Source organism: Curtobacterium phyllosphaerae, assembly GCF_049341865.1.
Taxonomy (GTDB): Bacteria; Actinomycetota; Actinomycetes; order Actinomycetales; family Microbacteriaceae; genus Curtobacterium; species Curtobacterium phyllosphaerae.
Genome location: NZ_JBMPIU010000002.1, coordinates 198,286 through 211,728, shown reverse-complemented (window position 1 = coordinate 211,728; position 13,443 = coordinate 198,286). Strand labels below are relative to the sequence as shown.

At 72.1% G+C, this 13,443-nt stretch carries 14 protein-coding genes; 3 read left to right on the top strand and 11 right to left on the bottom strand.

Annotated elements, in window-relative coordinates; genetic code table 11:
• Positions 1 to 229: 229 nt before the first annotated feature.
• Positions 230 to 1,456, top strand: coding sequence for a cobalamin-independent methionine synthase II family protein (locus tag ACO0E0_RS04170; RefSeq protein ID WP_422870143.1), 1,227 nt, complete (start codon positions 230 to 232; stop codon positions 1,454 to 1,456).
• Positions 1,457 to 1,536: 80 nt separating this feature from the next.
• Here the strand turns inward: ACO0E0_RS04170 and ACO0E0_RS04165 are convergent, their stop codons facing one another.
• Together ACO0E0_RS04165 and ACO0E0_RS04160 are read right to left on the bottom strand one after the other, a co-directional pair.
• Positions 1,537 to 2,049 (bottom strand): methylated-DNA--[protein]-cysteine S-methyltransferase, encoded by a 513-nt coding sequence (locus ACO0E0_RS04165; RefSeq protein ID WP_422870142.1) that lies wholly within the window; start codon positions 2,047 to 2,049, stop codon positions 1,537 to 1,539.
• Positions 2,046 to 3,653: a DNA-3-methyladenine glycosylase 2 family protein gene (locus ACO0E0_RS04160; protein WP_422870141.1), complete on the bottom strand. Its 1,608-nt coding sequence runs from the start codon at positions 3,651 to 3,653 to the stop codon at positions 2,046 to 2,048. The genes ACO0E0_RS04165 and ACO0E0_RS04160 overlap by 4 nt, the downstream gene beginning before the upstream one ends.
• A 135-nt stretch (positions 3,654 to 3,788) precedes the next feature.
• Here ACO0E0_RS04160 and ACO0E0_RS04155 point away from each other — a divergent pair, with 135 nt between their 5' ends.
• Entirely contained in the window at positions 3,789 to 4,433 is a 645-nt protein-coding gene (locus ACO0E0_RS04155) for an MOSC domain-containing protein (protein WP_422870140.1), read from the top strand.
• Positions 4,434 to 4,452: 19 nt separating this feature from the next.
• Here the strand turns inward: ACO0E0_RS04155 and ACO0E0_RS04150 are convergent, their stop codons facing one another.
• From ACO0E0_RS04150 to folE, 5 genes are all read right to left on the bottom strand, one after another.
• The gene (locus ACO0E0_RS04150) at positions 4,453 to 5,016 is read right to left on the bottom strand and encodes a DJ-1/PfpI/YhbO family deglycase/protease (RefSeq protein ID WP_422870139.1); all 564 of its coding nucleotides are present in this window, start codon (positions 5,014 to 5,016) and stop codon (positions 4,453 to 4,455) included.
• Between the two features lie 117 nt (positions 5,017 to 5,133).
• Positions 5,134 to 5,826, bottom strand: a complete 693-nt coding sequence (locus ACO0E0_RS04145; protein ID WP_422870138.1) for an HAD-IA family hydrolase — start codon at positions 5,824 to 5,826, stop codon at positions 5,134 to 5,136.
• A gap of 31 nt (positions 5,827 to 5,857) precedes the next feature.
• Positions 5,858 to 6,625 carry a pyrimidine reductase family protein gene (locus tag ACO0E0_RS04140; protein ID WP_422870137.1) on the bottom strand — a complete coding sequence of 256 codons (768 nt, stop codon included), beginning with the start codon at positions 6,623 to 6,625 and terminating at the stop codon, positions 5,858 to 5,860.
• Positions 6,622 to 7,557 (bottom strand): dihydropteroate synthase, encoded by a 936-nt coding sequence (gene folP / locus ACO0E0_RS04135; RefSeq protein ID WP_422870136.1) that lies wholly within the window; start codon positions 7,555 to 7,557, stop codon positions 6,622 to 6,624. Before folP ends, ACO0E0_RS04140 begins: the two co-directional genes overlap by 4 nt.
• Positions 7,554 to 8,150: a GTP cyclohydrolase I gene (gene folE, locus ACO0E0_RS04130; RefSeq protein ID WP_422870135.1), complete on the bottom strand. Its 597-nt coding sequence runs from the start codon at positions 8,148 to 8,150 to the stop codon at positions 7,554 to 7,556. The genes folP and folE overlap by 4 nt, the downstream gene beginning before the upstream one ends.
• Positions 8,151 to 8,210: 60 nt before the next feature.
• Here folE and ACO0E0_RS04125 point away from each other — a divergent pair, with 60 nt between their 5' ends.
• Positions 8,211 to 9,074 (top strand): NAD-dependent epimerase/dehydratase family protein, encoded by an 864-nt coding sequence (locus ACO0E0_RS04125; RefSeq protein WP_422870134.1) that lies wholly within the window; start codon positions 8,211 to 8,213, stop codon positions 9,072 to 9,074.
• Positions 9,075 to 9,077: 3 nt separating this feature from the next.
• Here the strand turns inward: ACO0E0_RS04125 and ACO0E0_RS04120 are convergent, their stop codons facing one another.
• Genes ACO0E0_RS04120 through ACO0E0_RS04105 form a run of 4 tightly spaced genes read right to left on the bottom strand, consistent with a single transcriptional unit; the run spans position 9,078 to position 13,379 of the window.
• Positions 9,078 to 9,554: a hypothetical protein gene (locus ACO0E0_RS04120; protein ID WP_422870133.1), complete on the bottom strand. Its 477-nt coding sequence runs from the start codon at positions 9,552 to 9,554 to the stop codon at positions 9,078 to 9,080.
• A gap of 9 nt (positions 9,555 to 9,563) precedes the next feature.
• Positions 9,564 to 10,094: a DUF1697 domain-containing protein gene (locus tag ACO0E0_RS04115; RefSeq protein WP_422870132.1), complete on the bottom strand. Its 531-nt coding sequence runs from the start codon at positions 10,092 to 10,094 to the stop codon at positions 9,564 to 9,566.
• A gap of 4 nt (positions 10,095 to 10,098) precedes the next feature.
• Entirely contained in the window at positions 10,099 to 12,609 is a 2,511-nt protein-coding gene (locus ACO0E0_RS04110; RefSeq protein WP_422870131.1) for a glycoside hydrolase family 65 protein, read from the bottom strand.
• Positions 12,606 to 13,379, bottom strand: coding sequence for an HAD family hydrolase (locus tag ACO0E0_RS04105; RefSeq protein WP_422870130.1), 774 nt, complete (start codon positions 13,377 to 13,379; stop codon positions 12,606 to 12,608). The genes ACO0E0_RS04110 and ACO0E0_RS04105 overlap by 4 nt, the downstream gene beginning before the upstream one ends.
• Positions 13,380 to 13,443 lie beyond the last annotated feature (64 nt).

The following is a 13,443-nucleotide window of genomic DNA, read 5'->3' as shown; positions in this document are numbered from 1 at the left end:
GGAGGAGCGGCCGCCCCCAGTTCGGGCGGCATCGCACCCCACTTCGGGGGTGTCCGGAGGGGTCTGTCGCATCGGTCCGACGGGAGCCGACGGCCTCGGCGCGACCTCGGGCGTCACAGAACCCCGATGCTGGGCGCCGGGCGTGCGATCCTTGACCCCGGGCGCACATGCGAAGCCTCGCGCGCAGATCGACACGCACTCGCACATCGACGCACGAAGGGGCAGCAGCATGCCGTTCGAGAACACCGACCACATCCAGGCCACCACCGCCGGATCGCTCCCGCGGACGCCGGAACTCATCGCCGCGAACGCCGCGCGACCGCTCGCCGCCGACGGGTTCACCCTCGAGACGACGGACGAGGTCAGGGCGCTGACGAGTGCCGCCGTCGACGACGTCGTCGCTCGGCAGACCCGTCTCGGCATCACGCAGCCGGGTGACGGCGAGTTCGGCAAGGCGATGTCGAACGCGGTGGACTACGGCGCGTGGTGGGGGTACTCGTTCCAGCGTGTGCGTGGCCTGTCGCTGACGGACGCCAACATCTTCACCCAAGAGCCCGTCCGCTCCACCCCGGGCGACATCCGGCTCACGAGCTTCCCCGATCGCCGCGACTGGACGATCTTCCGCGAGGCGTACACCGACCCGGACAGCGGCATCGGCACGGGCAAGAACGCGACGGCGTTCCCGACCACCACCGGCCCGATCGTCTACACCGGCCACGAGGCGGCACGGACCGATGCTGCGAACCTGCGCCACGCGCTCGAAGCGGCCGGCGCCGACAACGGGTTCATCACGGCGCTCTCTCCGGGATCGGCGGCCCGCGTCGCGAACGAGCACTACGCGACCGAGGAGGAGCACATCTGGGCCTGGGCCGACGCGCTCCGCGAGGAGTACCGGATCATCCTCGACGCGGGTCTCGTGCTGCAGATCGACGACCCGTCCATCGCCGAGAACTGGGACCAGATCAACCCGGAGCCGAGCGTCGGGGACTACCGCGCGTTCACCCGGATCCGCGTCGAAGCCCTGAACCACGCGCTCCGCGGCCTCGACCAGTCCCGAGTCCGGTTCCACCTGTGCTGGGGGTCCTGGCACGGTCCGCACACCACGGACATCGAGCTGCGGAACATCGTCGACCTGATGCTCGAGATCGATGCCGGTGCGTACTCGTTCGAGGCAGCGAACGCCCGGCACGAGCACGAGTGGACGGTCTGGGAGGACACCACCCTGCCCGATGGCAAAGTGATCGTCCCCGGGGTCGTCGGGCACGCCACGAACGTGGTCGAGCACCCGGACCTCGTCGCGCAGCGCATCGAGCGGTTCGCGTCGGTCGTCGGCCGCGAGCGGGTCATCGCCGGGACGGACTGCGGGCTCGGTGGCCGCATCCACCCGCAGATCGCCGCCGCGAAGCTGGAGACACTCGGCGAGGGCGCCCGCCGCGCCTCGGCAAAGCTCTTCTGATCGAGGGTCGTCGACCGGACGGTGGGACCGACCGGACGGTGGGTCCGACCGCCCGCACGCGTCCGCGTGACCCCGGGCGGTCAGACGAGTGCCGGCTCGCGGACCGCCTCACGTTCCAACAGCGACCGCTTGACGTCGAGCCCCCACGCGAACCCGCCGAGCGTCCCGTCGCTCCGCAGCACCCGGTGGCACGGCACGAACAGGGCGGGTGCGTTCCGCGCACAGACGCTCGCGGCAGCGCGGACGGCGTCCGGGCGGGCCATCTTGGCCGCGAGCTCGGTGTAGGTCACGACGCTGCCGGCCGGGATCGACCGCAACTGGCGCCAGCCCTCGGCGAACAGCTCGGTGCCGAACTGGCGCACGGACACCTGCATCACGGGGTCGAGGTCGCCGTCGTAGTAGGCGGCGACGGCGTCCGCGGCGGCGATCTCCCCCGGGACGACGACGCGCGGACGGTACCGCTCGGCGAGGCGGGCGAGGATGCGCGCCGGGTCGTCCGTCCAGCCGGACGAGATGACCCGGCGGTCGTCGTCCTCGAGCACGGTGAACGGTCCGTCCGGGGTGTCCAGGGTTGCGATCCGACTCTCGATCATGGGGTGGTGCTCCGTTCCGTCGATGTTGTGCGCCCCGCCACGCGTCGCGCGGCCGGTCCAGCGGCTGCCGCGCGCCAGAGGTGCATGGTCAGGTAGCTCCGCCAGGGAGCGACTCGGGACGACCATACGGAGAGGGCACGTTGCTCGGACGGGATGCCGAGCGCCTGTGCACCGTTCCGCACGGCGACGTCGTTGGGGAGGACGAGGTCAGGATGGTGTCGGACTCGCATGGCAACGTAGTCGGCGGTCCAGGGGCCGATCCCCTTGATCGCCGTCAGTCGCGACCGGAGGGAGTCCAGGGTGTCCGACGCATCGACCACGAGCGAGCCGTCGGCGAGCGCGCCCGCCACCCGTCGCACCGTCTCGATCCGGCTCCGCGGCCCACGGAGCACGTCGTCCGCTCGTGCCGCCAGCACGTCCATCGTCGGGAACGAGCGCATCCCCGGCGCGATCGCCTCCGGGACCGGCACCCCGATCTCGTCGACGATCCGTCGCAGTGCGGTCGTGGCCGCCGCCACCGTGACCTGCTGTCCGACGAGCGCGCGGACGACGAGCTCCTCGGCATCGACGGCACCCGGCAGGCGGACACCCGGGACGGCGGCGACGGAGCGGCTGAGCTCCGGGATGCCCCCGAGCACGGTGTCGACGGCCACCGGGTCCGCGTCGAGGTCGAACAGTGCCCGCACCCGGGCGACGAGCGTCGGCAAGTCCGTGAGCGCACTGGTCCGGACCCGGAGGTCCAGCCCCGTCCCGCGCCCGTCCGGACGCGCCACCGCGGCGGTGGCGCTGAACCAGGCCGGGCCCCCCGGGAGTCGCAGCACCCGCTCGTACCGCGACCCACCGGGTGCGGCCCCGCCGGCGATCGCGACCTCCATCCCGGGGACCGCGCGCGCGGCGAGCCAGGCGAACACTCCCTCGGCGTCGAACGGCGGCCGCGCTGGCAGGTGGATGTGCAGCGTGCCGTCCTCGGTCGGGATCGCCGCGCGGCGCGCGCGCAGCTCGGTCGGGGTGACGCCGAAGACCTCACGGACGGTGTCGTTGAACTGGCGCACGCTCCGGAACCCGGCGGCGAACGCGACGTCCGCCACGGGTAGGCCCGACGACGTCAGGAGCGTCCGCGCGTGCTGGGCGCGATGCGCACGGCTCAGCGCCTTGGGTCCGGCGCCGAGCTCCTCGACGAGCATCCGCGTCAGGTGCCGTGGGGAGTACCCGAGGCGTTCGGCGAGCCCCGCGACGCCGTCGCGCTCGACGACCCCGTCCACGACGAGCCGCATCGCTCGTCCGACGACGTCCTCACGGATGTTCCACTCTGGGCTGCCCGGGGTCGCCTCGGGAAGGCATCGCTTGCACGCGCGGTACCCGCTGAGGTGCGCTGCGGCACTGGTCGCGTAGAAGGTCACGCCGTCGGAGCGGGGTGTGCGGGCTGGGCAGCTCGGGCGACAGTAGATGCCGGTGGAGTGCACTGCGGTGACGAACTGGCCGTCGAACCGCGCGTCACGAGAGGCCGCGATCCGGTACCGAACGGCATGGAGGGACGACCCCCCACCCACTCGGTCCTCGCGTCCGTCCCGTGGCCCGGTCGATGCCACGTGCTCGATCTCCATACCCCGAGCATCGCATGCGCCGAGGACCCGGACTGGCGGGAATCGGCCATCGCGGTGGCAGAGTCGACGCCGACCGGGATGCCGAGCAGCACGTACCGGCCGAGACCCTCCGCGGCCATGAGTACGGTGGACCCCGTGACGGACCCCGTGACGGATGCCGACCAGCCGGACGCGACCCCGATCCTCCCGTTCGTGTACCGGGTCCGCGTCGAGATGCTCCTGGCCTCACCCACGCATCGCTACGAGGGACGCCCCGCGGACGGTCCGGCTCCCCGCGCCGGCATCGAACTCCACGACACCATCCGGTTCCGCGCCGGACTCGGCATCGTCGGCGACCGGTACCACAACGCCCCCGCACACCGTCGCGCATCCGTGACCGTCATCGGCGCCGACGCCCTGGACGCGGTCGCGGGGGAGCTCGGCCACACCCTCGACCCCGCCGCCACCCGACGCAACATCCTGCTCCGGGGTGTCGACCGCCCCCTCGACGTCGACGCGCTCCGCGGGGTGACGTTCTCGATCGACAGCGGAACCGGGCCCGTCCTGCTCCAGGGCAACCGGCCGGCGAACCCGTGCGCCTGGATGGACCGTGAACTCGCTCCCGGGGCGTTCCGAGCGATGCGCGGCCGCGGCGGGGTCCGGTGCGAGCCGCTCTCGGACGGATCGCTGTCGCTCGGCGATGCCGAGCTGCGGACGGGCGTCGAGCTGCGGACGGACGTCGAGCTGCCGGTGCCCCCTGGAACGACGTCCGCGCCGCCGTCCGACATCAGCGTCGACTGAGCGGACACCGTCGTCGAGGTCAGGCGACGGGGACGAGTGCTGCGGCGATCGCGTCGACGAACGCGGGCAGGTCGTCCGGGTTCCGCGACGTGATGATCGTCGACCCACCGGTGCTGTCGACCTCGACCTCGCGGTCCACCCACTCGGCACCGGCGTTCCGCACGTCGGTCTGCAGCGACGGGAACGACGTGATGGTGCGACCGGGCAGCACCCCCGACTCGATGAGCAACCACGGACCGTGGCAGATCGCGGCGATCGGCTTCCCGGCGTCGGCGAACGCCGCGACGAGTGCGATCGCGCCCGGCTCCTGACGGATGGTGTCGGCGTTGATCGTGCCGCCGGGGACCACGAGGGCGTCGTAGTCGTCTGCTGCGGCCTCGTCGAGCAGGATGTCCGGCGTCACCGTCTGCCCGGGGTCCTTGTCGCCGACGAGCGTCTCGATCGGGTCGGTGGTCTTCGCGGCGATCGTGATGGTCGCGCCGCGGTCGGCGAGGTCCTTCGTGGGGACGACGATCTCGTCCTGCTCGACGCCGTAGTTCGTGGCGATGACGAGGATCTTGAAGCCGGTGAGTTCGGTGGGCATGGTGTTCCTTCCGATCGGGGTGCGCGGGCGGCGCGCGATCCATGGTCGGCGCTCGACCGGAGGTTGTCCGCGAGTCGGAGCGCGCACGGAGGTTCGTGTCCCCCGGCACGCGTCCGGTCATCCCCGGATCCGTACCCGACCGTCCGGCTCGATGGTCGCGGAGACGCCGTCGTACCCCGGCAGCCGTTCGAGGCCCGCGGTCTCCGCGGACGTCAGCGTGCCGACCACGACGACCTGCGTGCCGGCGGCGATCGCGGACGCGACCCCGGCCGGCGCGTCCTCGAATGCGATGCAGTCCGCGGGGTCGAGGCCGAGCAGCGCAGCCCCCTGCAGGTAGCAGTCCGGCGCGGGCTTGCCGCGCGGGACGTCCTCGGCGGTCACGACGACGTCCGGCACGCGGATCCCGGCCGCCTGCATCCGGCTCACGGCGAGGTCGCGGGGCGCACTCGTGACGAGGGCGACCGGGACGCCGAGGTCCGCGAGTGCGTCGACGAACGCGGCGGCGCCCTCGATCTCCACGATCTCGCCCGCGCCGTCCGGACCGCCGACGTCGCTCGTGCGGCGGACCTCGTCGGCCACGAGTGCGTGCGCGACTGCGAGCCGATCGTCCTCGGACAGGTCCGGCAGGAAGTGCGTGACGGTGTCCATCGTCTGCCGGCCGTGCGAGAACGCCAGGATCGTCGCCGGGTCGATGCCGTGGTCGGCGCCGAAGCTCCCCCATGCCGCCTCGACGATCGCCGTCGAGTCGACGAGCGTCCCGTCCATGTCGAAGAGGATGCCGCGGGCGGCCCGGTCGATGCGAGAGGTCACGCCGGTCACGCTACCCGAGGACGGTTCCCGCTCAGCGCGCCCGGACGTACCGCGTCAGCAGGACGTCGTCGGACCGGAGCACGTGCGCGAGCCGCATCGCACGGAGCTCGGAGGACCCACCCGTCGCGATCCGTGGCCCGGCACCGCCCTCGAGGACCGGGCTCGTCGTGAGGCACAGCTCGTCGACCTCGTCCGCGGCGACGAGCATCCCGAGCAGACTCGGCCCGCCCTCGCAGTGCACCCGCCGGAGTCCTCGATCGGCGAGCACCCGACGGACGACACCAGCATCGACGGTGTCATCGTCGTCAGCCGAGCCGCAGTCGACCACATCAGCCACCGCTGCCAACGCCGCCCGTCGTGCCGGGTCCGCTCCCGACCTCGTGAGCACGATCGGTCGCACCGGCGCCTCGGTGAACACGCTGCTCGTCGGGTCGAGCGCGAGGCTGCCGCTGAGGATCGCGAACACGGGGTGGTCCGGCAGGTCGTGGTCGCGACGCCAGGCGACGTCGGCGTCGTGCAGCCGCATCGCTCCGTACCCTTCCGCCCGGACGGTGCCGGCGGCCACGAGGACCACGTCCGCGATCCGGCGGAGCAGGTCGAACACCCGCAGGTCGGCGTCACCGCCGAGTGATCCGGACACCCCGTCGGCCGTCGCGGACCCGTCCGCGGTCGCGACGAAGTTCACACGGAGCCACGAGGGACGATCGGGCTGGTCGTAGAGCGCGACGAGTGCGTCGTCGTCGAGGGGCCCCGGGACGGCCGGCGCCGGCGAGAGCTGCTCGATGCGGGACGCGCTCACGAGGTCGGCCCCGTGTTGTGCACCTGCTCGACCGGTGCCCGCCACCCGAGGACCGCCTCGACCATGCGCATCGCGTCGACGGACTCGCGGACCTGGTGCATGCGGACGATCCGCGCGCCGAGCATCGCGCTGACGGTCGCTGCGGCGATGCTCCCGCTGAGCCGTTCCGCGCGCGCCCGCCCGAGGGACTCCCCGACGAAGTCCTTGTTCGACACCGCGGCGAGCACCGGGTACCCGAGTGCGGCGACCTCGCCGAGCCGTCGGGTGATCTCGAGCGTCTGCACCGTCGACTTGTTGAGGTCGTGTCCCGGGTCGACGACGATCCGCGCGTCCGGGATCCCGTGCGCGTGCGCGAGGTCGATGCGGCGGCGGAGGAAGTCGACGACCTCGGCTCCGACGTCGTCGTACCGTGGCGGTTCCGGCAACCGCTGCCGGGGCGGGGCGATGCTGTGGGTGATGACGACGGTCGCGTCGCTGTCGGCGACCACGTCCGCCATCCGCGGGTCGGCGAGTCCGGTGGTGTCGTTGACGACGCTCGCGCCGGCGGCGATCGCGGCGGCAGCGACCTCGGGCCGGAACGTGTCGACCGAGATCACGACGTCGGACCGTCCGGCGAGGGCGGCGATCACCGGGACCACGCGGTCGATCTCGTCCGCTGCGGGCAGCTCGGGGCCCGGCGCGAACTTCACCCCGCCGATGTCCACCCAGTCGGCGCCCTCGTCCGCAGCACGGACCGCGGCGTCGACGGCGCGGTCGAGCGCGAAGGTCGCGCCCCGGTCGTAGAAGGAGTCCGGCGTCCGGTTGACGATCGCCATGACGGCGATCCGCCGGTCGAAGTCGAACGTCCGGCGGCCGATGGCTCGGACGGGGTCCCGGAGTTCCGGCAGACGGAACCACGGATCGACCTGGAGGCCCGGGGTCGCGTCCGTCATGCGGCGTCCGTCGACCGCGGGGCACCGATGAGCGCGACGACCTCGGCACGCCGGAGCGGCTCGTCGAGGAGTCCACGCGACGCCATGGTCACCGTCGAGCTCGAGGACTGCCGCTCGCCACGGGTCCGGACGCACCCGTGTTCGGCGTCGAGCACGACGAGGACGCCCCGCGCGGCGAGTCCGTCCGCGATCGTCGTGGCGAGCTCCTCGCCGAGCCGCTCCTGCAGCTGCGGGCGGGAGGCGACCGCGTCGACGACCTTCGACAGCGTGCCCAGGCCGATGATCCGCTCGCCCGGGACGTACGCGAGATGTGCGACCCCGAGGAACGGGAGCAGGTGGTGCTCGCAGACCGACCGGAACCGCAGGTCGCGGACGACGACGATCTCGCCGAGGTCGTCCGGGCCGGCCGGGACTGCGCCATCCCGCACGATCGTGGTGGCGTCGATGCCGAGTCCGGCGAAGAACTCGGCGTACGCGTCGGCGACGCGGCTCGGGGTGTCGGCGAGGCCGGGGCGGTCGACGTCCTCACCGATGCCGGCCAGCAGCTCGCGGACGGCGGCTTCGAGTCGCGCGCGGTCGATGTCGGGATGCACCCGTTCATCATCCTCGTCCCGACGGCGGATCGGTCCAGGGACGGGCCGTACGGTGGCGGGATGAGTGTCTTGATCGCTGGCTGCGGCGACCTGGGGATCGAGGTCGGACTCCGGTTCGCGGCGGTCGGCCGCCGTGTCGTCGGGCTCCGGCGTCGCCCCGAGCTCGTGCCGGCGCCCCTCGAGGGCCGCGGGGTCGACCTGCGCCGCGCCGCGCCGGAGGTCGATCCGGACGTCGAGGTCGTCGTCGTCGCGTTCGCCGCCGGGAGCCGGGACCCCGCGGAGTACCGCGCGACGTACGTCGACGGGCTCCGCAACGTGCTCGACGGCGTCGAGGCGTCGGGGGCCGCACCGCGGTTCGTGGTGGTGTCGTCGACGGCCGTGTACGACGTCGACGACGACAGCGTGGTGACCGAGGCGACCCCGGCGACGGGGCCGACCCCGACCTCGGCGGTGCTCGTCGAGGCCGAGGCCCTGCTCCGCGACCGTGCGCCGGGTGCGACGGTCCTGCGGCTGTCCGGCGTCTACGGGCCCGGTCGGGAGCGACTCGTCGACACGGTCCGCGACGGTTCCGCGCGCCTCGTCGGGCCCGGACGGTCCCGGCGCACGAACCGGATCCACCGCGACGACGCCGCCGCCGCGATCGTCCACGTCGCCGCACTCGACGACCCGGCACCGCTCTACCTCGGCACGGACGACGAACCGGTCCGGCTCGACGACGTGCTCCGGTTCCTGAGCGCCGAACTCGGTGCGCCGGAACCGCCGCTCGCGGACGATCCCGCCGCGCCGGTGATCGCGATGTCCGGCCGGTCCGACAAGCGGCTGTCGAACGCTCTCCTCCGCAGCACGGGCTTCGAGTTCAGGTACCCGACGTACCGGGAGGGCTACCGCGCCGTCATCGCCGGGGAGGGCACGGCCCACCGCTGATCGTCAGGCGTCGCCGTGCCCCGGGACGGTCTCGCCGACGGCCGCCGGGGTCGCCTCGTGGTGCGGTGCGCCGTGCGTGCGGCGGTCCTCCTTCATCCCGGCCTCGTACAGGTGGCGACGTCCGTCTGCCAGGGTGACCCGGGCCTCCCGTTCGGCCGCGCGCAGCGCCGCGTAGTAGCCGTCGTCGTAGTCCTCGACGATCTGGAACGTCCACCGGCCGCTGATCGCGTTCCGTCCGACGACGTCGCGGTCGATGCGGTCCGCGACCTCGGCGTGCCCGGCCTTGCGGAGCAGGTCGACGGCCTCGCCGATCGCGAGGTCCGCGGCACCCGTCAGGCGGTGGAACCCGTAGAGCAGCCCGCGGGCGTGCTCGACGGTCTCGAGTCCCTCGGAGAGCTTGCCGAGCGCCTCGACGGTCGCGTCGTCGACGCCGTCCGGGATCTGGTGGGCGTGGTCGGGTCCGTCGAGTGCGTTCGTCATGCCGTCTGTCTACCCGCGGGGTCGCAGCATCTTCCGCAGGGTGTTCGCATTGCGCGTCGTGGTCGTGGACCGGTACCGCGCCCGGGCGGCGGTCCTCGCGAACGGCGTGTCCGTGCTCGACCCCTTCGGGCACGCCCAGTACACGACGCCGTCGCCGGGGGCGATCCGCTCGACGTCGGCCGGCGGCACCGTCAGGAGTTCGTCGCGCGACGCGGGGTCGGAGGTGAACACGACGTAGGCGTGCGTCTCGCTGTCCTCCGGGAACGGGTAGGCGTCGACGAGTCCGGCGAGCCGGTCGTGCTCGACGAGGACGATCCAGGCGTCGTACCCGAACCGCTCGGCGAGGGCACGCTCGATCCTGCTGCGGACCGTGGGACCGTCGGCGGCGTCGCCCTCGTCCGTGAACACCACGTTGCCGGACGCGAGCACGGTCCGGACGTCCGTGTACCCGAGCCCCCGGAACAGGGCGGCGAGGTCGGCGCTCCGGATCGTGACGCCGTTGACGTTCACACCGCGGAGCAGCGCCACCCACCGTGTCATGGGTTCAGCTCGTCTGGGCGTCCTGGTCGACGTCCCGGTCGAGGGAGATCGTCGGCAGCGACGCGGTGATCACCGACCCGTCCGCGCGGAGCGTGCCCTGGATGTCGCTCGTGGTCGGGGCGTGCCCCTGCATCCGCGGTCCCTGGTGCATGAGCGGCACGACGGTGGGCTCTCCCGGACCGACCTCGAACTCCTCGTTGTGCACCCACACCGTGACACCGGCGCCGGTCTCGACCGTGAACGTCATGCGCGCCTGTTCGAGCAGCACCCGCACGCGCGACCCGTGGATCGTGAGGCGGTACGTCAGCGCGTTCCACTCCTTCGGCAGACGCGGGTTGAACGTGATCCGTCCGCCGTGGTCCCGCATGCCGCCGAACCCGCCGACGAGCGCGCTCCAGATGCCACCGGTCGACGCCACGTGCACGCCGTCCGCTGTGTTGCCGTGCAGGTCCGCGAGGTCGACGAACAGCGCCGACATGAAGTACTGGTTCGCGAGGTCGTGGTAGCCGACCTCGGCCGCGATGATCGACTGGACCACCGCGGACAACGTCGAGTCCCCCGTGGTGAGCGCGTCGTAGTACTCGAAGTCCCGACGCTTCTCCGCCGGGGTGAACTCGTGTCCCTGCAGGTAGAGCGCGAGGACGACGTCGGCCTGCTTCAGCACCTGGAAGCGGTAGATGACGAGCGGGTGGTAGTGCAGGAGCAGGGGCCGCTGCGACGCCGGGGTCTTCTCGAGGTCCCAGAGTTCCTTGTCGAGGAACTGCGCGTCCTGGGGGTGGATGCCACGGTGCGGGTCGAACGGGATCTCCATCGCCTCGGCCGCGTCCTGCCACGAGTCGATCTCGGACTCGTCGAGCCCGGTCCGGCGCACCATCCGCTGGAACTCGACCGGGTCGTCGGTCTGCAGCTCGCGGCACGCCGTGACGGCGCTCCACAGGTTCGCCCGGGCCATCACGTTCGTGTAGAGGTTGTCGTCGACGACCGTCGTGTACTCGTCCGGACCGGTCACGCCGTCGATGTGGAACTTGTGGTCGCCGTTCGAGCGCCAGAAGCCGAGGTCCTCCCACAGCCGGGCGGTCTCGACGAGCACGTCGATCGCCCCGCGCTTGAGGAACTCCATGTCGCCGGAGGCCCGCACGTACTGCATCAGCGCGTGGGCGATGTCGGCGTCGATGTGGTACTGGGCGGTGCCGGCGGCGTAGTAGGCGGAGGACTCCTGGCCGTTGATCGTGCGCCACGGGAACAGCGCACCGCGCTGGTTCAGCTCGCGGGCCCGCTCCCGCGCAGCGTCGAGCATGTTGTACCGGAACCGCATGACGTTCCGCGCCACGACCGGGGCCGTGTAGCTGAGGAACGGCATGACGTAGACCTCGGTGTCCCAGAAGTAGTGGCCGCCGTAGCCGGATCCCGAGACGCCCTTCGCCGCGACCCCGTGCCCGTCGGTCCGCGCGGTCGCCTGCGCCAACTGGAAGAGGTTCCACCGGATCGCCTGCTGCATCTCGGGTGCGCCGGCGACCTCGACGTCGGACCGCCGCCAGAAGTCGTCGAGCCACTCGCGCTGTCCGGCGAACACCTGCTCGATCGGCGTCTGCGCGGCGCGGTCGAGGGTCCGGTCGCACCGGTCGCCGAGTTCGCGCGCCGGCACACCACGGGACGTGTGGTACGTCATGGCCTTCACGAGCCGGATCGGCTTGCCGACCTTCGCGGTCACCCGGTAGACGTGCTTGGCGAGGTCGTCGTCGATCTGGGACGAGACGTCCCAGTGGTTCTCGGTCTCGAGCCGGTGCTCGACGCCGACGCAGATGGTCATCCCGGACTCGGCGGTCTGGTAGCCGAGCAGCGAGCGTGACCCCACCGACCGCTTGAGCTTCGGCAGGAGCACGCGGTGCTGGAACGCCTCGGCCTGTCGCGGGTCGAAGGTCGCCGCGGCCGCCCGCATCCCGGCGTGGTACTCGTCGGAGACGTCCTGGCGGTTCAGGATCTGGCTGGAGAGCAGGATCGACGCGTCGTGGTCGAGCATCGTGACCTCGTAGTCGATGACCGCGAGGTGCCGGTCGGCGAAGGACACCAGGCGCCGCGACCGGATGAGCACGCGCTTGCCGGACGGCGTCGACCACTCCGTCTCGCGGAGCAGGTAGCCGTCGCGGAAGTCGAGTCGACGCGTGTACCGGAGGATGTCCGCCTCGGACAGGACGAGCGGCTCGTCGTCGACGTAGAGCCGGATGACCTTGGCGTCGGGGGCGTTCACGATCGTCTGCCCCACCTTGGCGAAGCCGAACGCCTCCTCGGCGTGACGGATCGGCCAGGTCTCGTGGAACCCGTTGATGTAGGTCCCGTAGGAGTGGCCGCCCCGGCCCTCGTCGAGGTTGCCGCGGAGCCCGAGGTACCCGTTGCCGACGGCGAACACCGTCTCGTCGACACCCTGCGCCTCCTGGGCGAACTCCGCCTCGACGAGCGCCCACTCGTCGACGGGGTAGCGGGTGCGGTCGAGGGGGTCCGAGGTGATGGGGTTCATGCGTCGTTCCGTGAAGGGATGGTCGTCGGCAGGGATGCGGTGAGCTCGTCGAGGTCGTCCACCACGACGTCGGCACCGTTCTCGATGAGGGTCGCGGCCCCGACGCCGCGGTCGACGCCGACCACGAGTCCGAACGCCCCGTTGCGGCCGGCCTGGACGCCGGAGATCGCGTCCTCGACCACGACGCACTCGAGCGGCGTCAGCCCGAGTCTCGTCGCGGCGTCGACGTAGGTGTCCGGAGCCGGTTTGCCCGGCAGCCGCTCCGCCCGGGCGACCGCACCGTCGACGATGACGTCGAACCGGTCGACGATGCCGGCGGCGGACAGCACGGCGCGGGCGTTCGCCGAACTCGAGACGACGGCGACCTCGACCCCGGCGTCGATCGCGGCGAGGAGGAACGTCAACGAACCCGGGTAGGGCGCGACGCCGTTCTCGGTCAGCTCGGCGGTGAACGCGGCGTTCTTCCGGTTGCCGAGTCCGCACACGGTCTGGTCATCGGGCGGGTCGTCCGGCGTGCCCTCGGGGAGGGTCACCCCGCGGGACTCGAGGAGGGACCGGACGCCGTCGTACCGCGGCTTGCCGTCGATGTACCGGAAGTAGTCGTCGTCCGTGTACGGGGCCAGACCCCGGTCCGCGAGGAAGGGCGTGAACAGCCGCGACCAGGCACGTTCGTGCACCAGTGCGGTCGGCGTCAGCACACCGTCGAGGTCGAACAGGAGCGCGCGCTGGTCAGCGAGGGGCGCAGGAGTCCGCCGTTCCGGCGAGGTCATGGGCGGGGCCTTCCAGGGAGGCGAGGTGATGACGGTCGGTGCTGCTCCCCGCAAGTGTAGGTCC

Excerpts from the sequence above, each read along its gene's own strand:
- ACO0E0_RS04110 (WP_422870131.1), bottom strand. The coding sequence starts at position 12,609 with ATGAACCCCATCACCTCGGACCCCCTCGACCGCACCCGCTACCCCGTC.
- folP (WP_422870136.1), bottom strand. The coding sequence starts at position 7,557 with ATGACGGACGCGACCCCGGGCCTCCAGGTCGATCCGTGGTTCCGTCTG.
- ACO0E0_RS04160 (WP_422870141.1), bottom strand. The coding sequence starts at position 3,653 with ATGGAGATCGAGCACGTGGCATCGACCGGGCCACGGGACGGACGCGAG.
- ACO0E0_RS04150 (WP_422870139.1), bottom strand. The coding sequence starts at position 5,016 with ATGCCCACCGAACTCACCGGCTTCAAGATCCTCGTCATCGCCACGAAC.
- ACO0E0_RS04165 (WP_422870142.1), bottom strand. The coding sequence starts at position 2,049 with ATGATCGAGAGTCGGATCGCAACCCTGGACACCCCGGACGGACCGTTC.
- ACO0E0_RS04125 (WP_422870134.1), top strand. The coding sequence starts at position 8,211 with ATGAGTGTCTTGATCGCTGGCTGCGGCGACCTGGGGATCGAGGTCGGA.
- ACO0E0_RS04115 (WP_422870132.1), bottom strand. The coding sequence starts at position 10,094 with ATGACACGGTGGGTGGCGCTGCTCCGCGGTGTGAACGTCAACGGCGTC.
- ACO0E0_RS04105 (WP_422870130.1), bottom strand. The coding sequence starts at position 13,379 with ATGACCTCGCCGGAACGGCGGACTCCTGCGCCCCTCGCTGACCAGCGC.
- ACO0E0_RS04120 (WP_422870133.1), bottom strand. The coding sequence starts at position 9,554 with ATGACGAACGCACTCGACGGACCCGACCACGCCCACCAGATCCCGGAC.
- ACO0E0_RS04170 (WP_422870143.1), top strand. The coding sequence starts at position 230 with ATGCCGTTCGAGAACACCGACCACATCCAGGCCACCACCGCCGGATCG.